20 protein-coding genes are annotated in these 21,145 nt (G+C 38.0%); 10 read left to right on the top strand and 10 right to left on the bottom strand.

The features are described from left to right. Positions 1 to 127 precede the first annotated feature (127 nt). Positions 128 to 619, top strand: a complete 492-nt coding sequence (locus F0527_RS02000) for a TspO/MBR family protein (protein ID WP_150283622.1) — start codon at positions 128 to 130, stop codon at positions 617 to 619. A gap of 34 nt (positions 620 to 653) precedes the next feature. On the opposite strand, the gene F0527_RS01995 is transcribed toward F0527_RS02000, so the two are convergent. From F0527_RS01995 to F0527_RS01970, 6 genes are all read right to left on the bottom strand, one after another. After that, entirely contained in the window at positions 654 to 1,367 is a 714-nt protein-coding gene (locus F0527_RS01995; protein WP_066784393.1) for a CAP domain-containing protein, read from the bottom strand. A 135-nt stretch (positions 1,368 to 1,502) separates the two neighbouring features. After that, complete coding sequence (locus tag F0527_RS01990) at positions 1,503 to 1,958, bottom strand: GNAT family N-acetyltransferase (protein ID WP_150283621.1); 456 nt, start codon at positions 1,956 to 1,958, stop codon at positions 1,503 to 1,505. A gap of 156 nt (positions 1,959 to 2,114) precedes the next feature. Continuing rightward, complete coding sequence (locus F0527_RS01985; protein ID WP_150283620.1) at positions 2,115 to 2,789, bottom strand: N-acetylmannosamine-6-phosphate 2-epimerase; 675 nt, start codon at positions 2,787 to 2,789, stop codon at positions 2,115 to 2,117. Position 2,790: 1 nt separating this feature from the next. Then, the gene (locus F0527_RS01980) at positions 2,791 to 3,666 is read right to left on the bottom strand and encodes an ROK family protein (RefSeq protein WP_150283619.1); all 876 of its coding nucleotides are present in this window, start codon (positions 3,664 to 3,666) and stop codon (positions 2,791 to 2,793) included. Positions 3,667 to 3,675: 9 nt separating this feature from the next. Then, positions 3,676 to 4,347, bottom strand: a complete 672-nt coding sequence (locus F0527_RS01975; protein WP_150283618.1) for a FadR/GntR family transcriptional regulator — start codon at positions 4,345 to 4,347, stop codon at positions 3,676 to 3,678. Beyond that, complete coding sequence (locus tag F0527_RS01970; RefSeq protein WP_150283617.1) at positions 4,325 to 5,041, bottom strand: FadR/GntR family transcriptional regulator; 717 nt, start codon at positions 5,039 to 5,041, stop codon at positions 4,325 to 4,327. The genes F0527_RS01975 and F0527_RS01970 overlap by 23 nt, the downstream gene beginning before the upstream one ends. Before the next feature lie 193 nt (positions 5,042 to 5,234). On the opposite strand from F0527_RS01970, the gene F0527_RS01965 reads away from it, so the two are divergent. The 4 genes from F0527_RS01965 to F0527_RS01950 all read left to right on the top strand — a co-directional run bounded on the left by F0527_RS01965 (position 5,235) and on the right by F0527_RS01950 (position 10,143). Then, a complete protein-coding gene (locus tag F0527_RS01965) occupies positions 5,235 to 6,104 on the top strand; it encodes an N-acetylneuraminate lyase (RefSeq protein WP_066784367.1) in 870 nt (289 codons plus the stop codon). Positions 6,105 to 6,195: 91 nt separating this feature from the next. Continuing rightward, positions 6,196 to 7,737, top strand: a complete 1,542-nt coding sequence (locus F0527_RS01960; RefSeq protein ID WP_150283616.1) for a sodium:solute symporter family protein — start codon at positions 6,196 to 6,198, stop codon at positions 7,735 to 7,737. A gap of 183 nt (positions 7,738 to 7,920) precedes the next feature. Beyond that, on the top strand, positions 7,921 to 9,039 hold the full coding sequence (locus tag F0527_RS17175; protein WP_150283615.1) for a C39 family peptidase: 1,119 nt from the start codon (positions 7,921 to 7,923) through the stop codon (positions 9,037 to 9,039). A 48-nt stretch (positions 9,040 to 9,087) separates the two neighbouring features. Continuing rightward, on the top strand, positions 9,088 to 10,143 hold the full coding sequence (locus F0527_RS01950) for a DUF5776 domain-containing protein (protein ID WP_150283614.1): 1,056 nt from the start codon (positions 9,088 to 9,090) through the stop codon (positions 10,141 to 10,143). 192 nt (positions 10,144 to 10,335) lie between these two features. Here the strand turns inward: F0527_RS01950 and F0527_RS01945 are convergent, their stop codons facing one another. Continuing rightward, the gene (locus F0527_RS01945; RefSeq protein WP_150283613.1) at positions 10,336 to 11,199 is read right to left on the bottom strand and encodes a pentapeptide repeat-containing protein; all 864 of its coding nucleotides are present in this window, start codon (positions 11,197 to 11,199) and stop codon (positions 10,336 to 10,338) included. A 184-nt stretch (positions 11,200 to 11,383) separates the two neighbouring features. On the opposite strand from F0527_RS01945, the gene F0527_RS01940 reads away from it, so the two are divergent. From F0527_RS01940 to F0527_RS01930, 3 genes are all read left to right on the top strand, one after another. Then, positions 11,384 to 12,733 carry a uracil/xanthine transporter gene (locus F0527_RS01940; protein ID WP_223823508.1) on the top strand — a complete coding sequence of 450 codons (1,350 nt, stop codon included), beginning with the start codon at positions 11,384 to 11,386 and terminating at the stop codon, positions 12,731 to 12,733. Between the two features lie 82 nt (positions 12,734 to 12,815). Next, positions 12,816 to 14,447 (top strand): gamma-glutamyltransferase, encoded by a 1,632-nt coding sequence (gene ggt / locus F0527_RS01935; protein ID WP_150283612.1) that lies wholly within the window; start codon positions 12,816 to 12,818, stop codon positions 14,445 to 14,447. A 46-nt stretch (positions 14,448 to 14,493) separates the two neighbouring features. Beyond that, entirely contained in the window at positions 14,494 to 15,657 is a 1,164-nt protein-coding gene (locus F0527_RS01930) for an oxalate decarboxylase family bicupin (RefSeq protein ID WP_150283611.1), read from the top strand. Positions 15,658 to 15,771: 114 nt separating this feature from the next. Here the strand turns inward: F0527_RS01930 and F0527_RS01925 are convergent, their stop codons facing one another. Further along, on the bottom strand, positions 15,772 to 17,256 hold the full coding sequence (locus F0527_RS01925; protein ID WP_150283610.1) for an FAD-dependent oxidoreductase: 1,485 nt from the start codon (positions 17,254 to 17,256) through the stop codon (positions 15,772 to 15,774). Positions 17,257 to 17,345: 89 nt separating this feature from the next. Continuing rightward, positions 17,346 to 18,011: a YoaK family protein gene (locus F0527_RS01920; protein WP_147194995.1), complete on the bottom strand. Its 666-nt coding sequence runs from the start codon at positions 18,009 to 18,011 to the stop codon at positions 17,346 to 17,348. A 349-nt stretch (positions 18,012 to 18,360) separates the two neighbouring features. Here F0527_RS01920 and F0527_RS01915 point away from each other — a divergent pair, with 349 nt between their 5' ends. Together F0527_RS01915 and F0527_RS01910 are read left to right on the top strand one after the other, a co-directional pair. Beyond that, positions 18,361 to 19,197: an alpha/beta fold hydrolase gene (locus F0527_RS01915; RefSeq protein WP_150283609.1), complete on the top strand. Its 837-nt coding sequence runs from the start codon at positions 18,361 to 18,363 to the stop codon at positions 19,195 to 19,197. A gap of 1 nt (position 19,198) precedes the next feature. Further along, positions 19,199 to 20,410, top strand: a complete 1,212-nt coding sequence (locus tag F0527_RS01910) for a SpoIIE family protein phosphatase (RefSeq protein WP_150283608.1) — start codon at positions 19,199 to 19,201, stop codon at positions 20,408 to 20,410. Positions 20,411 to 20,522: 112 nt separating this feature from the next. Here F0527_RS01910 and F0527_RS01905 read toward each other — a convergent pair whose 3' ends face one another. Then, a complete protein-coding gene (locus F0527_RS01905) occupies positions 20,523 to 21,101 on the bottom strand; it encodes a Ger(x)C family spore germination C-terminal domain-containing protein (protein ID WP_150283607.1) in 579 nt (192 codons plus the stop codon). Positions 21,102 to 21,145: the final 44 nt, after the last annotated feature.

Here is a 21,145-nt window from a genome sequence, read left to right as displayed (position 1 = left end):
GTATTTTGCCTCGGAACGGTGGTAAATTGCTTTTAAACGACAGTAAAAAATTATCCGTTAAGACTCATTAGGTATTGTTTGGATTACTACTATAAGGGAAAGATGATAGTCAGGAGGTGTATTTTCTATGGAACTATTGAAAGTTAATGGAAAGATGGATACAAAGAGCTTGGCCAAGCATGTCCTCGTCCCTATTATTGGCGGTTCTATAACCGGTTGGCTTGCCAATCGACATGCTCAAGAGAAATATAAGAAACTGAAAAAACCTTCGTTTTCTCCACCTTCCGCCGTTTTTCCCATTGCCTGGACTACATTATATGGATTAATGGGACTCGCAAAATATAGAGTATCCAAACAGCAAGAAGGTAAAAGAAAAAAGGAAATTTCCATCTATGAACTACAGCTTGGACTTAATTTCTTATGGTCATTTTTGTTCTTTCGTTGGGAGCTTCGTGGCACGGCATTAGTGGAAATGACCGTATTACTCGGCGCGATTGCACTCACTGCCTATGACTTCTTCCAAGTTGATCGAGCAGCAGGCACATTGATGATTCCTTATATAGGATGGGTTATCTTCGCGCTAAGCTTGAATTATGCTACATGGAAATTGAACGAATAAAGGATATCTCCCACGAGATATCCTTTTTCTTTTCTTATTTTGTTAGGAAATGTTGCGTCCAATAGAAACGTTTGTTGCTTTTATCGTAATAAACGCCAACACCCATTTCCTTGAAGTTTTTATTTAATATATTTTCGCGATGCCCTTTTGAATTCATCCATGCAATCATTACTTCTTTCGTGGATGGATAACCATAGGCAATGTTTTCGCCCATTCCTGTAATATTTATGCCAATATGGCTAGTAATTAGGTTAGACCATGTTTTATACTTTCCGCCATCGTGGCCGAAATAATTTTTTTGTGCCATTTCTTTACTCTTGTAATAAGCTGTATAGTTCATCACTTTATTTTCTTTAAGAGGTTTTAAGCCTGCTTTTTTTCGTTCTTTATTAACAAGCGTGATAATCTTTGATTCTCTTTCACTGCTGCTCTTTCTTTTTAAATCCTTAAAGTCAGCTAGTTTTACATAGCCCTTTAAGCCTTTTTCGCTAAAGTAAGCCCAAGATTTACCTTTTGTAATCTTCAGCTTTACGCGTACTTTCTTGTCAATATATCCAACAGCCGTATTTTTTGTGCTTGCACCCTTACGTACATAAGTTTTCTTCGTACTCAGCATGTAAGTTTGCGTTGTCTTTGTAGCCGCAGATGCTGTTTTAGGTCCTGCATCTAAAACGCTTGGGGTTGCTGGGACAACAGCAAGGGTAGCTGCTAACACAATTGATAAACCTGTAACTAACCATTTTTTCATTTTATTTCCTCCCTTTGAAATAAAAATGCACATTGTCTAACATATGTATACACATGCTAAGATAACACCTTATACCCTTTTTTGCACTACATAAACAAAAAAATCCAACTTTATTCGTTGGATTTTTTTAAAAATTTAGTTCGAAATATCCTTAACCATTACTTTCTCTCCTTTGGTATCTAGTTCACCGGTGAAGAAGAACCCATATTGCTGATACAAATGGATAGCATGCTTGTTGTTATCATATACGCTTAAATAGATTTTCTTACACTGATACTTTGCAATCAAATGCTGGATTAATTGCTCAAGAAAAAGACGACCATAACCCTTTCCTTGGTAATGCGAATCAATCAAAAACCGATCTAGCCACACTCGTTGTCCCTCTTTTTCATCCTGAAAGGCACCATACATGGCGAACCCTACAGGAATGTCGTCTACATACAAACCAACGGGGACAAAATTGGCATTCTCACCGGCTTCCTCTAAGCATTCTTGTGTTGTTTCAATAAACCCTTCTTGCGCTTTAGCTACATGCAGTGCTAAAATTTCATCTTTGTTGGAGATGGTAATGTTACGAATACTCGCAACCATAATTTCAAAACCCTTCTTATCAAATTTAATACTTCATTTTAATTATATAAAATTATGTGTGATTCACCCAAATATTATGTATATATAAGAACTCACCAGATATTTGATATATATAATAAAAGCCTTTAACCTTGGTGAGATTAAAGACTTTACAGTTTAAAACTTTTCCACAAAGCGCTGAGTGATTTCTTTTGGTCGTGTGATTGCTCCTCCAACTACACATGCGTGAGCACCTATCTTCATGCATCGCTGATACATTTCAGGGGTCAAAATATTGCCTTCTGCAATAACTGGTATCTTAATTTGACTGAGAACGTTCTTAAGAAATTCAAAGTCATTATCATATAATTTCTTCCCCTTTGTTTTTTCTGTATAGCCATGCAATGTCGTAGAGATACAAGTGAAACCCAATCTCTCTGCTTCGATTGCCTCTTCAAGCGTTGCAATATCTGCCATCAGCTGGCATTCAGGAGCCTTCTCTTTCACATACGCAACCAACTCACTTAAATGAATGTCACCAGGGCGTTTTCTGCTTGTTGCATCCAGCGCAATCATGTCACATTGGCTTTCTAGCAATTCATCAATTTCTTTCGTAGTGGCTGTAATATAGATATCACTATCTCTATAATCGCGCTTTACTATGCCTACAATAGGCAAATCCACTTCTTCTTTAATCGCTATAATATCTTCCTTTGAGTTTGCACGTATCCCTTTTGCGCCCCCCTGCCAGGCAGCTAACGCCATCTTTGACATGATAAAAGAACTGTGTAATGGTTCATTCGGTAAAGCTTGGCATGAAACAATCAGACCGTCTTTGACTTGTTGGATCATTCTACTTTTCCTCCTTAAAAAATGGGTATACAGCGCCGTACAAGGCTGCATCATTATAAAGTTGCGCCATTTTAATTTCCGTCTTTAAAAAATGGGATGGCAAGAACTCCTCCACCTGTTCTTCAATGAGGTGCAATAAAAAGTCTCCTTGTTGAGAAATGCCTCCACCAATTATTATGCAGCTTGGATCAACCAACAGGATAATTTCAGAAAGCCCCCTCGCGACTTCCTTACACCAATCTCTAATCATAGCGGTGCAGCCCACATCACCTAGTTTCGCTTTGTCGAAGGCATCTTGCACTGTAAAATCAGTGCCTAATTCTTTTACAACCTTCCTTGATAAAGCAGAGGTGGAAGCCCTCATTTCATAGTTTGTTTTAGAAGCAGGGTCATATAATAAATAGCCGACCGAGTGAGCTTGCAAATGGTAGCCATCTACAATTACCTCATCATAATAGGCACCACCTATCCCCGTACCTAGTGTAATGCAATAGACTTGATCGTGATGTTGCGCCGCACCTTTCCATATTTCGCCTAACAATGCAGCATTTACATCATTCTCAACATGAACAGGCAAATCAAACTTTTCAACTATATGTTTTTTAAAGGAAGTGCCTTTATAATTTTTAATTGTAGGCCCGGCGTATACAATTTCGCCTTTCTGCCTATCAACAATTCCGGCTGTGCTTATACCGATTCCATTTAATGAGCTTACGCTTAAAAATTTTTCTATTATCTCGTCTACTTGTTGTAAAATGGCAGACTCCATATTTCTCTTTGTAGCTACTTTTCCCTTATCAATAAGATGTAGCTGCTCATCAACCAATCCATATTTAATATAGGTGCCGCCGATATCTATTGTTAAATATTTAGCCATGGTAGCCCCCTATGCACGTGTATTTTTCATGTGATTTGTCAAGAGCTTTTTGGCTCGTTCTGCGTCTCCCGCTAGCAAGGCTGCAACTATTTCCTGATGTTCTTTAATAATGGCCTGATATTCTGCATGGGTCAGCTGTACATGCTGCACTTGGAAAAAGTAGCTTGTAATCATATTAGTCATTTGTATAAACAACTCATTGCCCGTTGCTTTCAAAAGCTCCTTATGGAAGGCAAGATCAGCAATTCTGAATTCTTCCGGGGTGGTAAGCCCTGCACTATTTTCCACCAATTCTTTTAGGCGATCTAATTCGTCCTTGCGATTTGCCTTCACAATTTCATCAATAGCACTTGATTCAAAAAGTGCCCTTAAGCCCACAATTTCTTTCATTTTCCCGCTATTGATTTGCCATAAGAAGAAAAAGTTGTCCAATAAATTTTCAAAATTTGTTTCGTTTAAAAATGCTCCATGTCCTTGGCGTACAGTAATGATTTCCGTATTTTCAAGAAAGCTCAGTGCTTCTCTGACCACAGATCTGCTCACTCCGAATAACTCTGTGAATTTCCTTTCAGTTGGGAGCTGGTCGCCAGCTTTTAATTCATGATCAATAATATATTGCTTAATTTCTTGGATGATCATTTTCTTTAATGACTTTCTTTCAGATGATTGAATCGGCTCCATCGTCAGGTATCTCCTTTAATTGTTGAACCAATTTAAAAATAGGTTCAAAATGCTTTTTCATTTTATTTTGCGCTTCATGAAGGTTTCCTGTTTCTATAGTTTCAATAATAGCTTTATGTTCTGTATATGCTTGTAGCAGTTCGTCTTCTTTTTCTTTTACATCAATACAAACGAATGAAAAGTATTCGTTGATAATTTCACTAAATAAATAGTACGTACTATTATCAGTAGCTTTCATTAAAGCTTGGTGAAATAGTCGATCATACGGCTTAGGATCATCCTTTGCTATAATCGCTTGATAGTAGGATTCATTTAAGTTTGTTAATTTGGTTGTATCTGCGAGCGTATTATTTTCAATGATTAATCTTAGAGCACCCATTTCAACAATCTCTCGCGTTTCAATTAATTCTTTAAGCTTTATCCCATACGTATCATAATGAAATTTCAAGATTTCTGTAATGGAATCAAGCTTTGGTTCTGCAATATAAACTCCGCCACCTGATTTGATAGTCAATATGCCAATGGTTTGGAGAGATATGAGCGCTTCTCTAACAACCGTTCTACTTACCTGAAGCTTGGCTACCAACTCTTTTTCAGATAGGAATCTATCATTCGGTTTGTAATCTTGGTCTTTGATATAATTTTTTATTCGATCAATTGCAAGGTCGACCAAAGATATCTTCTGGATAACCATCTTTCACCTTCTTCTCCTCTTTTTTTCTATCATAACGACTCTGATCTATAAGCCGCAACTATATGAAAACCCTTACAAAAAATATTGACTTTTCAATTTGAGCCTTTTATGATGGTACTAACTAAAAATTGGTCTGACAATATTATATATTTTGCGTATTGTTTTATCAATTAGTAAATAGGAGGAATGAGTAATGAAAGGTTTATTTTCTGCATTGCTTGTACCATTTGATGAAAATGGTCAAATAATTGAACAAGGTTTACGTGATGTCGTAAGGTTTAACATTGATGTTCAACAAATTGATGGACTTTATGTAAATGGAAGTTCAGGAGAAAACTTCTTACTTTCCACGGAACAAAAGAAGCAGATCTTTCAAATTGTAAGCGATGAAAATAAAGGTAAAGTTAAATTAATTGCACAGGTTGGCTCGCTTAATCTTAATGAAGCAATTGAGCTTGGTAAATATGCAACAGAACTTGGATATGATAGCCTTTCTGCCGTCACGCCTTTCTATTACAAATTTACATTCCAAGAAATCAAAGCTTACTATGAAACAATTATTCGTGAAACTGGCAACGATATGATTATTTACGCTATTCCTGCGCTTACTGGTGTTTCTATGTCAATGGCTCAGTTTGATGAGCTTTTCCAAAATGAAAAGATTATAGGTGTGAAATATACAGACGGTAACTTCTTCTTACTTGAACGTCTTAGAAAACAATATCCTAATAAACTTATTTACTCAGGGTTTGATGAAATGTTAATTTACGGAGCGATCAGCGGTGTCGACGGAGCAATCGGCAGCACCTATAACGTAAACGGAAAACAAGCAAAACAAATATGGGATTTATGCCAAACCGGCAAAGTCGCAGAGGCCTACGAAGTACAACATAAAACCAATGATTTGATTGAAAAGATTTTAGAGCTTGGCTTGTATCAAACGTTAAAAGAAATTTTGAACGTAAAAGGCATTCAAGCCGGCACCGTCAAACAGCCAATGTCTTCTCTTGATCCAGCAAAGAAAGATGCAGTTAAACACCTTGTGGAAAAATATGAGCTATAATTTTAGCAATCTTTTAGTAGATTGCTACGGGCTAAATTGAAAGAATTTTGTATAAATAAAAAATGTTTTATTTATTGAAAGGGTGAGTTTGATGGAGAAAATTAGCTTTGGAACGGCCAATTGGGCGGTACTTGTTCTTTATTTGCTGGCTATGTTGGCGGTAGGGATTTATTTCACAAAGAGATCAAGCAAAAATACAGATGCTTTCTTTACAGCTAGTGGCAAAATTCCCGCATGGGCTGCCGGGTTTAGTATATATGCAACGACTTTAAGTGCGATTACATATATGTCAACACCTGAACAGGCTTTTTTATCTGACTGGTCCTATGCAGCCGGGAATCTCACGATTTTGGTGATTATTCCGGTCTTAATCTACTTTTATGTTCCTTTCTTCAGAAAGTTAAATGTGACAACTGCCTATGAATATTTAGAAGCACGATTTGGGGTATCTCTTCGCTTTATTGGCAGCTTGCTATTCACACTGTTCCATATTGGACGCGTAGCCATCGTTATTTATTTGCCGACATTGGCTATCACACTTGTATCTGATATTAATCCGATTATTATCGCTACAGCTGTTGGCGGTCTATGTATCATCTATACATTCCTAGGTGGTATGGAAGGTGTTATTTGGAGTGATGTTATCCAAGGAATTATTCTATTGGGCGGAGCAATTCTGCTTGTCTTTTTAGGGATTCATGCGATTGACGGCGGCTTTTCTACGGTGATGCAAAACGCGATGGACCATGATAAATTAATCACGGCGAAAAACTTCCAATTCGGAGGTGCAGCTGCAGCCATTCCCATTATTTTCTTGGGCTCTATTTTTAATAATCTACATCAATATACGGCGAGCCAAGATGTGGTGCAGCGTTATCAAACCACGAGTTCCATTAAGGAAACCAATAAATCTCTTTGGACAAACGGCATTTTAGCTTTGGTAACAATTCCTGTTTTCTTCGGTATGGGAACTGTGCTTTTCAGTTATTACAACAATGTTACTTCACTTCCCGAAGGTTTTAATACGTCTGCTCTTGTTCCTTACTTTATCGTTTCCAGTTTGCCGGCAGGCGTAGCAGGTCTTCTGATTGCTGCTATTTTCGCAGCTTGCCAATCAACTATTTCATCAAGCTTGAATAGTATTTCTGCTTGTGTAACGGTTGATTTTAAACAACGTTTCTTTGGAAAAGATGAGAAAAAAGATGTTTGGTTGGCTCGTATCATCGTCATCATAGCAGGCCTACTCGGTATGGCTGCAGCTCTTTATCTAATTTCAACTAATCGTGCAGAAACATGGAATCTCTTCCTAGCTATTACCGGATTGTTTGGTGTACCTATTGCCGGCATTTTTGCATTAGGTATATTTACAAAACGCGCAAATACACCAGGTGTATTAATCGGCCTATTCTTAAGTGCAATTACAGCGTATTTTGTTCAAAAGACTAATTTAACGCCGTTTACAGTTAGTATCGTTTCATTCTGTTCTGCATATGTATATGGATATATCATAAGTCTGCTATTCTCACGATCAACAAAAGATACAACAGGTTTAACTATCTATACCAAAGATGAAGTTTATAAAAAACCCAATCAAGAAGCAGGAGTGGAGCCTTCAATCGAGAGCATCAGCTAAACAAAAATAGCTTAACCAAGTTCGCTTATTTTTTAAGCGAACTTTTTTAAATAAATATAAAGAAAAAGGACTATAAGCTACATTCCATTTTTTAATTTTTTTGTAAATTAACCCATTAACCTATATACTTTTAGCATGAATGGGTAATACATTATAAATAAATTAACATTGGAGGGACTATAAATGAAGAATAATAGGAAGAAAATTGGCTTATCTACTATAGTGGCTGCTTCGCTTCTATTTGCAGAGCCTTCTCTCTATTCTGTTCATGCGGCAAATGAAACACCCAAACTCCCAAAGGCAAATGAGCTAAATCAGCAAAGAATCTTAAAACAGACACCAGCTATACACGAAGAAAATCAGCGTGTCGATCAGTTGCTAGAGGACACACCAACCAGTGCTACAGAGGCTATTCCTAAAACCGATGATGAAAGCGACGGAGAGGTAAATAAACCAACCAATCCACAAACTCCTTCTGAAGAATCAGATGAAAGTAAAGAAGTTCCACAAACGAAACCACCGAAGGAAACACCTTTAAAGGCAAAACATTTTTACTATAAAAAGATAGATGAAAAAAAGCAGAATTTCTATCTAAAAATCAAAACAGTGCAAAAGAAAAATTACCCTATCTATAAACATAATCCCTATAATGTAGACAAGAATTCCATGAAACCAAGCCACCGCAGCTTCAACTATAAGAGCAAGAAAATGTACATAAGCAGATCTGCTAAAGCTGGCGGAAAACTATGGTACAGAATTTCATATAATGGCAAATTGTTAGGGTGGATTGAAGCAAATGGCTTAAGCGAATATTATAAAAACCTAAACGTAAAGGTCATTAATCAGCTTCCTGAGTTGCCAACTGGTTGTGAAATTACTGCCGTCACCATGATGCTCCAGTATAAAGGAGCCAAAGTGGATAAGATGAAAATGGCCAGGGAAATGCCAAGAACTAGTACATTAAATGGCAATCTAGGCTTCGTTGGCAGTCCCTATAGTAAAGCAGGTTGGTGGATCTTCCCTCCTGCATTGATGAAACTAGTCAAAAAATATGCCGGTTCCTCGGTGAACATGACAGGCAAATCGTTTACATCGATTAAAAAACAAATCAATCGTAATCACCCGGTAGTTGTATGGGTAGCGAATGTCGATGGTTTTGTAAATCACGCATTAACTGTAACAGGTTATGATAATTCAAGAGTTTATTTTAATGACCCATGGACAGGTAAAAAAAGCAGCATGAAAATCAGTACATTTAAAAAACATTGGAAAGATGACAAATATCGGGCAATCAGCTATTAAAGGAGAAACTTAAGTCTTTTATTCTACTATGGAAGTTGAGGTTAACAGATGAAGCGAAAATGGTTAATGGGTTTGATGGCAAGTATTCTCTTGCTCTCCCCTGCGATTGGCAAGGAATCTACTGCACAGGCAAAAGAAGTATCAACGTTCTATAAGACCAATCCTGTGATTGTAAAGGTAATAGCAGGTACCTCCATGTATAAAGATGTTGAATTTAAAAAGAAAGTAAGCTTTGAAAAGAAAGGCACCTATTTGCATGTTAAGCGAATTGTCTCCTCTTCTAAAGGAACACCGCGCCTTCAATTGACGAATGGCAACTATTTTACCGCTCATAAACACTTTGTGGTAAAAACGAAGGGTTATCAAAATCCCAAAGCCTACTATCAAGTTCAATATAAACAAATCAAGCCCACAGGGAAAGTTGGCTATAATTTAAGTCGAGGCTACGAAGGAATCAAGACATGGAAAGTTATGAATAAACTTGGGATTATCGGACCCAACGGCTATGCTAAATATAACGATGCCACATATAATGCCGTACGTAATTTCCAAGCCAAAAATCATCTGCCCGTTACAGGTAATGTGGATATAAAAACTTGGAAGAAATTAGGTTTCAGTGAAGCATCATGGTATAGCATTGACCAGTATATTGCACCACTAAAAGCCTTTGCTTGGGATGGACGTAAAGAACATATCGAAGCGATGATAACACAAAGCTATAAATATTTAGGAAAACCCTATATCGTCGGCGCTTCCTCTTCACCAAGCTATGGACTAGATTGTAGTGGGCTAGTAACGCAAGGATTGTATGCAGGCGGGATTAACCCTGTCCCAGTATCAAGCATCCAACACGCACACCCTGGCAATGAGTGGAACAGCCGCAAACTGTTTGCTTCTTCGAAATTTAAAAAAGTAAGCTACAACAAGCGGCAGCGCGGTGATTTAATCTTTTACTATGAGCCAGGTACACACACTATCTGGCATGTAGCAATCTATCTCGGCGACAACAAAGTAATCGAATCATGGCCACAGAAGGTAATGATTTCACCAGTTGTCAATTCACACTGTAATGTAATTGCAGGTGTAAGACGTCCATTTGTATAAGAGAAATGCCTTTGTTCAAGACGCTGAACAAAGGCCTTTTTGTATTGTCATCAATAAAAGTAAATAAGCAAGCATACATGCTTTTCAGAGCTTCCCTCAGAGAAACTGCACGGTTTTATCAAACGCTAGGGTTATTCAGCAGCTCATATTACCTGAAGATTAAAAATATAGAACAGACAGCGATAGCTACCTTTACCAATGAGAAGGTTTCTGTATATATATTGGCAACCGGGTCATCTCATTTCCTTTTGCTGAATTGATTTGCATTTGAGTCAAAAACATACTAGTAGAAAGATCAGCTCCACCCAAATTAACATCTCGTAAATCAGCACCAATGAAATTTACTTCTCTCAAATCTGAATTTCTCATATCTGAAGCAATCAAATAAGCTCCTCTAAAATCAGAAGCCCTTAAATCTTTTCCTTCTAGTTTCTTTCCGATCCAGTCGACTCTTGCATGATCAAAATCTTTTATATTTCGATTACCAGGCAGTTTACTAATCGCTTTTTCCCTAACAAAATTACTTGCTATAGTTAGAAGCTCATTTAAAGAAAAACGGTACATTATTAAATCAAGGGCAAGTAAATCATCTGCATCCAACTCAGTTAAATACTGCAATTTCTTTAACTGTTTGCTCAATTTATCTGCTATATCTTCCGGTATTTCATAAGACAGAGCTTCTGAAACATATGCAATCATTTCATGGAGTTGCTCCATAATTGGAAATACCTGAAACATCTTCTTCCCTATTTCAGGATTTCCTCGCCAACTCTGTCCCTTAAAAGTAACCTGAGAAACGACCTGCCCCGCCCCCAAGCAATCAAAAACTGTACATCCTTTGAAGCCTTTATCTCTCAACTGGCTGTGTATTTGACAGCTGTAATTAGGTTGCAAATTCAGGCAGGGAGTTCCTGCCGGTTTATTAATTGAAAAATCGCTTGAAGCAACAATATTTAGAGCAGTACAACAGAGACTAAAACATTTTGTGCAATCTGCTTTCATTCCCTCTCTGATCCGACGAGCAGCTTCTTTATCAATTATAGTAGTTTTAGACATTGTCATTTCTCACTTCCATCCCATCAATGGTCTATCACCTAAAATATAGCATAATATTTCATACATGTATTTACATTTTTAAGGTATATATATCTAGATTTTAATAGTATTAATAAACCTAATTTCGTTTTATTTTATTTTTTTAGGGAATCTTCTACTAACCTAAAAGATTGGAGGTTAGGTAATGGAACAAAATATGAAAAAAGAAATGAAGAAGGAGTTTTCTGGCCTAAAGGAGCCATCTCAATGGATTGCAGGGATTGAGTGGTTTTTCTTTATTTTCGCCAATATTGTCATCATCCCATTAACAGTGGGAAAAGCATTTAAGCTTGGACAAGACAGTATTATTACCACGTTACAGTTATCCTTCTTAGTGACAGGAGCAGCTTGTTTATTGCAAGCTTTCATTGGCCACAAAAGAGCCATTCTTGAAGGTCAATCTGGATTATGGTGGGGAATGATTTTATCAATTGTCAGCATGGCTACCGCACAAGGGACTTCCCTCGGGGAATTAGGGGGCAGTTTGACAGTTGGAATCCTGATTTCCGCTGTTTTAAATATAGCTATTGGGCTTTTTGGCTGGGGACCTGCTATTTCAAAGCTTTTCAAACCAGGTGTCATGGCTGTATTTATGTTACTTTTTGGCATTCAATTAATCCAAATTTTTTTAAAAGGCATGTTAGGTATACCAATGGGTAACGCGCCTGATGATGCAAAAATCAAATTATCAGTAGCGGCCTTGACGTTTATCATCGCAGCCATAATGATTTTTATCAATGTGAAAGCGCCCACTAAATATAGCAAGTATTCACTTCTCGGCGGAATAGTTGTCGGGTGGATTGCTTATGCTCTTATTTTTGGACCAGAGCATTCTGTTAAAACAGATGCTACCTTTAAGTTCCAACTATTTAATTTGGGCAAACCCGCTTGGAATATTGGCATTATAGTGATGGCTGTCATTACAGGCTTGATGAATTTGGCAAATACATTTGGTGCTTTAAAAGGAACTGAAAATCTATATGATGAAGAAACGAGCAAGAAACAATACAAGCGCAGCCTCACCATTTCAGGTGTATTGTCTGGATTGAGCGGTCTATTTGGATTAGTTCCTTATGCACCCTTCGTTTCATCAATCGGGTTTTTAGAACAATCAGGCATTGTTAAGCGCCTTCCTTTTGTAATAGGCAGTGTCCTATTTTTCATGATGGGATTGATACCGCCTGCCGCGCATTTCTTTTCCAATATTCCTCTTAGCATAGGCAGTATGGTCCTCTTTGTTGCTTATTTGCAGCTATTAAAATCATCCATGGATTTCTTTAAGAAAATAGAACTGAACAAGCGAAATGTATATCGCTCTGCCCTTCCCCTTTTTTTAGCCATCGTTATTATGATTATGCCTGACTCTTATTTTTCTTCCCTTCCAAAGGTAGTTCAGCCAATTGTCGGCAATGGCTTATTAATGGGCATATTGATGGCCCTTATTTTAGAAAACGTAGTGAAATGGAATCGTATTAAACCACCTTCTAAAAATTAATATGTTTTACCCATATGTAAAAGGGTATGCATAGTTATAGGGACAAAATTACCTATAAAATTTCTAATTTGGAGGTACTTAAATGGTTCAAAAATCCAGTGTATATGGTGAAGATATTGATCCTCGCTACGGCAACTCCTTTATATCTAACAAAAATGCAGTTGCCACACCTAACGAACTTGCTTCCATGGCCGCAAACCAGATTCTTATCAAAGGTGGAAATGCCATTGATGCGATGGTTACAGCCAACTCAGTTCTAGGTGTTGTTTTCCCTCATATGACAGGAGCAGGAGGCGATTCTTTTTGGTTAATTTATGATGCAAAAACAAGTAAACGTCACGCCTTAAATGCAACTGGACATTCCGGCAAAAATGTCACGCGCGATCAATTCAATCGGGAAGATGGCATGGACATCCGCGGAGCTAAAGCAGTTACTACTGTACCAGGAGCTGTCAGCGGATGGATTGAAGCGCATGAGCGGTTTGGAAAGCTTCCATTAAAAGATTGTTTAGAGCCAGCGATTGATTATGCTTACAATGGATTCCCTGTTGGAGACTCTCTTGCTAAGTTCTCAGAAAGTGCTCTTACATTACTCCGCACATACCCATCGACAGCTAAGGTTTACCTCAAAGATGGTGTCGCTCCGTATATCAAAGGCGACATCCTTAAGAATCCTGATCTAGGAAAAACTCTCGAGAAAATAGCAGAACACGGTAAAGATGCCTTTTACAAAGGTGAAATAGCCGATATGGTTACAGCATTTTTACAAAAAAATGGAGGATTGCTAACAAGAGAAGACTTTGCTAATCACAAAGCAGAATGGGTGGAACCTGTTTCTGTAGAATACGGCGACCGCAAAGTCATTTCGCCGCCGCCCAATTCAGCTGGAATGGTCACACTCCAAATTCTTGGTATGATGGATCATTTAGATATCACAAGCCTAATTGGCCAAGAGGAAAAATTTATTGACTACTTTACTCGGGCTACTGCATTTTCATTTATGGACCGGGACCAATATTTAGATGACCCCGCATTCAATAAAGTTCCAACTGATATCTTACTAAGTAAAGAATACTTTGAAGAACGCGTTAAAAAAATGCATGATCCATCGCTTGGACCTCCGGAAAACGGATATGCCAAGAAAGGCGATACAACATTTAGTTGTGCAGTTGATGAAGAAGGCAATGCAGTTGGAGTCATCCAAAGCCTCTATTGGGAATGGGGCTCAGGTTTCGTCGCAGAAGGGACAGGCATGATGCTTCAAAACCGTGGTGCTTACTTCTCGCTTGATCCAAAAGCGCACAACACTTTAGAACCTAATAAACGCCCTGCCCATACGTTGACTTGTTCCATGGTATTCAAAGACGACAAACCCGAGTTAGTTGTTGGAGCAATGGGCGGAGACGGCGAACCGCAAACACAAGCACTGATTATCATGCGAATATTAAACCAGCATTACTCTGTCCAAGAAGCAATCGATGCTCCAAGATGGCTTCTCGGCCGTACATGGGGAGATGATATACGAGGACTTCGTTTAGAGAGCCGTTATGATAAAGAAATTGCAAAAAAACTCGAGGAGCTAGGGCATATTAACGTTTCCATGGTAGAAAACTTCAGTGACTTGATGGGTCATGCGCAGGCAATTCGCATCTGGCCTGATCGCCTTGAGTCAGGAGCAGATCCGCGTGCTGGCGGACTAGCAATTGGCAACTAACTCGTTTTTTGAAAAATCCAATCATATTGAAAGGAGAAATTCAAGAATGACTTTAAATAAACAAAATGAAAACACTAACCCACAACCAATGAGCGGTGAGCGCGGAGGAGAAATTTGGGGTGCCCAAAATCCGGAAATTGACCGCCAAAATCCAGATATTTTAGTTCCCCCTACGACTGATAAAGGGACTATGCCAAACTTAAAATTCCCGTATGCTTTATCACATATGCGTGTAGAATATGGCGGCTGGTCTCGTGAGGTAACAGTTCGCGAGATGCCTGCATCTACTACTATCGCTGGCGTTAATATGCATTTAGAGCCAGGAGGGGTACGTGAGCTTCATTGGCACAAAGAAGGCGAATGGTCTTACATGATTAAAGGAAAAGCGAGAATTACAGCTATCTCTCCTGATGGCCGTGAGTTTGTAGACGATGTAGAGGAAGGAGATTTGTGGTATTTCCCAAGAGGTGTTCCACATTCTATCAAGGGTCTAAGCGAAGGAGCCGAATTCCTGCTCGCATTTGATGATGGTAGTTTCTCAGAGAATAGTACATTCTCGATTACAGATTGGTTCGCACACACACCAAAAGACGTCCTTGCTGCAAACTTTGGGGTTTCAGAAGAGGAATTTGATAATTTCCCTAGCAGCGAACGCTATATGTTCCAAGGAAAGGTACCTGGACCGATTGCGCAAGACTTACCGGAAGATGCAAATGAATTTGTTAAAAACCCTTATAGCTTCAAACTCCATGATGTAGAACCAATTGTAACAAACGGCGGTAAAGTATGGATTTCAGATTCAAATAACTTCCCAGCCTCTACGACAGTGGCAGCAGCCCTTGTTGAATTAGAACCTGGTGCTGTCCGTGAATTACATTGGCATCCAAACAATGATGAATGGCAGTACTATCTTGAAGGACAAGGCCGCATGACTGTGTTTGCCTCTGGCGGCAAAGCACGGACATATGATTATCAAGCTGGTGATGTTGGCTATGTTCCATTTGCGATGGGCCACTATGTCCAAAATACAGGAGATACTCCTCTCCGCTTCCTTGAAATCTTCAAGAGTGATCACTATGCAGATATCTCACTTAATCAATGGATGTCTCAAACACCAAAATCACTTCTGAAAGAACACTTACCTCTAAGCGATGAATTTATCAAAAATGCATTGCATAGCGATAAACGTCCGAATGTAAAATTTAAATAATAACCGTAAAGCCATGCAGATTTACCCTGCTGGCTTTTTTATATCTTCCTCCTTTGATTTAACATAAGGAAAGCCCTAAATCTTTTAAAAGATTTAGAGCTTTCTTTTCATACTTTAAAATGGGTTCACTCTCTTCAACGGTTCTTTTGCAGGTCCTGATATGACTTCTCCTTTTCCATCAAAGATAGAACCGTGGCATGGACAATCCCATGTATGGTCTCCATCATTCCATTTCACTTCGCAGCCGAGATGTGTACAGGCTAAGTTCATAAAATGAACCTCGCCATTTGCATCCTTATACATCCCTGCAGGTTTTCCATCTACTTCAAACTTCTTCGCTTGCCCTTCCTTAAGTTCAGCTGCTTCATCTAAAATAGTTGGAGTTGATTTCTTCTCATGACCCTGTTGCGTTGGCAAACTGCGATTTGGGTCATACAATGGCTGATATGGGCTTTCTTCTCCCATAATTAAATCGGTAATCAACTCTGCTCCCACTATGCCAGTTGTCATACCCCATTCATTAAAGCCAGTCATAACGTAAATGGAATCAGTTCCTTCATGCAATTTCCCTATGAAGGCACGTGAATCGGGTGTAAGATAACCATGTGCTGACCAATAGTCCATCATTTCGGTTAAGCCAAATTCTTTTTCTACTCTTTCTTTAATAGATTCATACCTTTCCGCTGTAGAGGCATTATCGCCAGTTGGATGAGATTGTCCACCGATAATTAAAACAGGTTCTCCCTCATAATACGCGGACCTAAAAGAAAGCTCCGGCCTATCATTACTTATATACATACCTTTCAAATTTCGATTCAGGTGAGCAAACGCGGTTAAATGTGTTGTAGAGGGTTTCATGGTTTTCGAATAAAATGACTCTGGATCTTCTGCGGGGAACAATGTAGCTAGGATCATATCATCACATCTAACCTGGAATTGCGTATCCGTATTAAGAGTAAGACGATCCCCGTCTCTTTCATAACCTATATATTTAGTGTGCTGATAAATATGGGCCCCCATGTCTTCCAATTCTCTTAAAATACCCTGCAGAAATTTAACCGGATGGAATTGTGCTTGATTCCTCATAACAAGCGCCCCTTTTATATCAAAAGAAATAGGAATGTCATCGACCATCTGTCCATCTATTCCTAATTTCCGGTAAGCAATTTCCTCACTTTCTAATTGCTCTAGAGAACGTTCTTTTTGTGAGAAGACGTACGCATCTGTTCTTTCAAAATCACAATCAATCCCATATTCTTCTACAAGGGACTCGGCCATATCGATAGCCTTTGAGTTCGCTTCATAATAAAGTCTTGCTAACTCTTCTCCACTTTGTTTAATTAGTTTATTGTAAACGAGCTCATGCTGAGCCGACAGCTTTGCAGTCGTACCTCCAGTTGTGCCGCTAATTAATTCTCTTGATTCCAATAATGCTATCTTCTTGCCTTTCTTTGCTAAAAAGTAAGATGCCAAAATACCTGAAATTCCTCCACCTACAACAGCCACATCCACTTCGACCGTATTGGCAAGCTTCGTGTAACTTAGCCCTTTGGCTGACATGCGCCAAAAGGAACGGCTTTCACCAACTAATTTATTCAATACAAAATCCTCCTATACTGGATATTTAAACCTTATATACTTCTACCTTTAATGGTAAAAAGTAAACATCCAAATAGGAGGATTGTCCCTTATTCTTTTACAAAAAACATGCTCACAATGGACAAGCAAACAAGATAGAAGGCAAACCATAAGCTATAGGTAGCGTGCCATTGCACAACGAGCGTCCCAATACCTACGCCGAAGATAAACATCACAATGACTGTCAATTGATTGAGGAAATCGCTTTTTGCCTTCTTCTCTTTATTGAATAGAATACGATATAAGCTGTTCATTAAATTTTTCGCATTGCCTGTCATAATTCCATTGTTCACTTGTGTATCTCTAATTTTCCGGAACATTGTTAATTCATAGCCTGATAAAATTCCAAGTAATACGCCCATCACACGCGTATCTAATTGAAGCTGATATATAGCTAGCAACAATAGTAGAGCAGCCTGGAAATAGAGAAACAATCGATATTTGAGCATTCTCAGCTCCGCAAACTTCACAAGAAAAATCTCTCCTAAGAAAACACCTAGCGCGAATCCAAAGAACACGATGATATTACGGACAGCTTGCCGCCATTCTCCAGAAAACAGCTTCACGGCAAACGTCACCATATTCCCTGTCTGAGCACTCGCAAACACGTGGTTTTGCGCCATAAAAGTATAGGCATCAATAAATCCCATCAAAAATGCTGCAATGATTGTCAAAAGTGTAATAACTCGATTGGATGACTTTTGTTTTTCTGACATAAGACCTTCTCCTATTAATAGGGTTTTATATTTCAAGCTTAAAAGTATGTATGATTACCCATTACCCTCAACACTATAAAAGTATTCGACCACATTGTAAACCACTCTGCCTCGCTCATTCATAATTGCTTCGTACTAAAGACATCACCTTACGCAGTCTTGACTTCCATCTCGTCATGCTTAATGCTTAGCTTTCAGCTTAAGCTCTTTCCATAGAAAATGTGTAGCCCCTAGGACTTTTTTAATAATTATTTGACTCCAAACTGTAAAACTTGAAAATTATCTTTCCATAGATTAAGTATGTTATGATTAAACTCGATTTAGAATAATAGAAGAAAGGGATATCAGTATGGAAAATAATATCTTACTGCGTAATAATGTTCGATTAACTGGTAAAGGTACGAAAACGATCATCTTTGCACCAGGGTTTGGTTGCGATCAAACAGTGTGGAGTGCAGTTTCACAGAAATTTGAAGGCGATTACCAAGTAGTTCTATTCGATTACGTCGGTTCAGGAAATACTGATATAAATTTCTACGATTCAAATAGATATAGTACACTTGAAGGCTATGCCCAAGATATATTAGAGATTTGTGCTACTTTACAGTTAACAGATGCTATTTTCGTGGGCCATTCTGTTTCTTGTATGATTGGCATGCTCGCAAGTTTTAGACATCCCGAATACTTTTCGCATCTGATAATGGTTGGTCCTTCTCCTTGTTACCTTAATGAGCCACCCCAATACATCGGAGGCTTTCAAGAGAGTGAGCTCCTTGGTTTAATCGAATTAATGGAGAAAAACTACATAGGCTGGGCAAATATATTTGCAGCAACCGTGACAAATAATCCAAGTCGTCCACAAGTTAAACAAGAGCTAGAAACCCGTTTTTGTTCGACGGACCCTATAATGGCGCTTAATTTTGCTAAGGCAACTTTTTTTGCAGATAACCGAAAAGATCTTGAAAATGTAATACATCCTACACTTATTGTTCAATGCTCTAATGATATTATCGCTCCAGAAACAGTGACACAATATACGCATCAGCATATACCGAACAGTGTGTTAAAACAATTGAATGCTATAGGACATTGTCCACATATGAGCCATCCTGAAGAATTATCAAATACGATCCGACAATATTTAGAAGAACAGTTAACGAAAAAACAAACAGAGGAGATTTTATGAAATGGATGAGCTATTGGATCGTGCACCATGTGGTTTTCTGAATATGGAAGAAGACGGAACTGTCACATTGGTAAATCAAACTTTAGTAGAATTGCTAGATTATAAGAAAGAGAATTTGATAGGGGAACATATTAATTTAATTCTTACCTCCCCATCATGTCTTTTTGTTCAGCTTTATCTGATGCCACTCATAGCTTTAGAGGGCCATGTTGAAGAATTGTATATAACTTTAAAGTCAAGGAATGGCGGAGAAATTCCTGTACTCATAAATGCTTCTAAACAAAGTATGAATGAAAGAAACAATGTGGCATGCATATTAATTCCAATTAGACAAAGAAATAAGTATGAAAACGAACTGTTAATCGCAAAAAAAGAAGCTGAAGCAGCTCTAAAAGCTAAGCATGATGCGATTGAAGAATTACAGGTAACACTAGAAGCATTAGAAGCTCAAACAGAGGAACTTCTAAGACTGAATGAACAAAACCAACAATTCAAAATAGAAACAAAAAGAGAGCTTGAACTGGCTCGAAAAATCCAACAGACATCTTTAACAATGCCTATTCAAAATGAAGATATTGAAATGGAAACATTCTATAAAGCATCTAAAGAATTATCTGGTGATATTTATGGGATATATCAACTTGATTCAACCCGATACGGGATTATACTTCTTGATGTAATGGGACATGGTATCTCATCAGCATTAATCACGATGTCTCTTCATGCCCTTTTCCATAGATTAATTATGAAAGAAGGCCATACAGTTGAAAGAGTGATGAAAGGGTTGGATAATCATCTACATGAATTGTTTCAAAGTAATGAAGATGCAAGGCATTATTGTACTGCTATTTTCCTTTTAATTGATACAGATAAACAGCAAATCGATTACATAAATGCCGGTCATCCATCTGCACTGTGGCAAGATGCGAATGGTACACAATTTGAATTACACTCTACTACACCTCCTCTTGGATTGTTTAAAAATGTGGAATTTGAAACCCAAACACTTTTATATCAAAACAGTGGTAGGCTACTTCTATATACAGATGGGGTAGACCCACTTGGTACAGAGTATTTGCATCCATTCCTTATGGAAAATGCATCTCTATCTTTGCCTGCATTTAAGAAAAAAATGTTACAAACACTTTCCAACTGTCCGATTGATAACTCTAAAAGTGATGATCAGTGCTTTATTATTATTGATATAAAATGAAGTATTCAAGATTCTATAGCCTTTTCACTAAACAAACATGAATGTGTAACATTCATGTTTGTTTTAATAAGTAGTAATATACTAACCAAATTACAATCAGTAGACAGATAGCTTATCTAGTGCTACCACTTCTTTCGATTTGTACATTTACTTTCGCTTCTATTTCCATATCCTTATATAATTCTTTCCATTTTCCTTCCTTCCACAGATCCGGATGATACGCTCTAATATCTTCTCCTATTCCTACTACATCAGAAGAAGCCTCTTGACATTTTTTAAACATTTTTGCAATGTCCTTTTCAATTCTTTTTTCAATAAACTTTTTTAAGGGCTCTCTTTTTTCCTTTTTATTTAAATGGTCCGGTGGATACTCTGTCATGACAATAGGCATTTTTATTTCATAGCTCACCTTTATCTTACTACCTACCTGTGAAACTTTTTTCTTTTGCTTAAAGCGGATGATATTAAAAGATACTGGCTCTTTTTCTTCACCTTTATCCCACAGATAGGACACTTCGACCATCTTTGATTTCCCATAACCTAATAATGTCACAAATAGAGAATCTCTTTGAGTAAGATGTACACCTGTATATTTTTGACCATTAAACAGTGCCAAACCTTCTGCTTCTGGAAGGCCTTTGCCACTAATTTTTATATACGGTAACCCTAAGTCCACACCTTCACTAAACATTCGATTGGCTGCAATTTCTAAATTAGTTTTAGGATATATGGAGT

Origin of the sequence: Rummeliibacillus sp. TYF-LIM-RU47 (assembly GCF_008638315.1) — a bacterium.
Lineage (GTDB): Bacteria > Bacillota > Bacilli > Bacillales_A > Planococcaceae > Rummeliibacillus > Rummeliibacillus stabekisii.
This window is presented reverse-complemented; position numbering and strand designations above follow the sequence as displayed.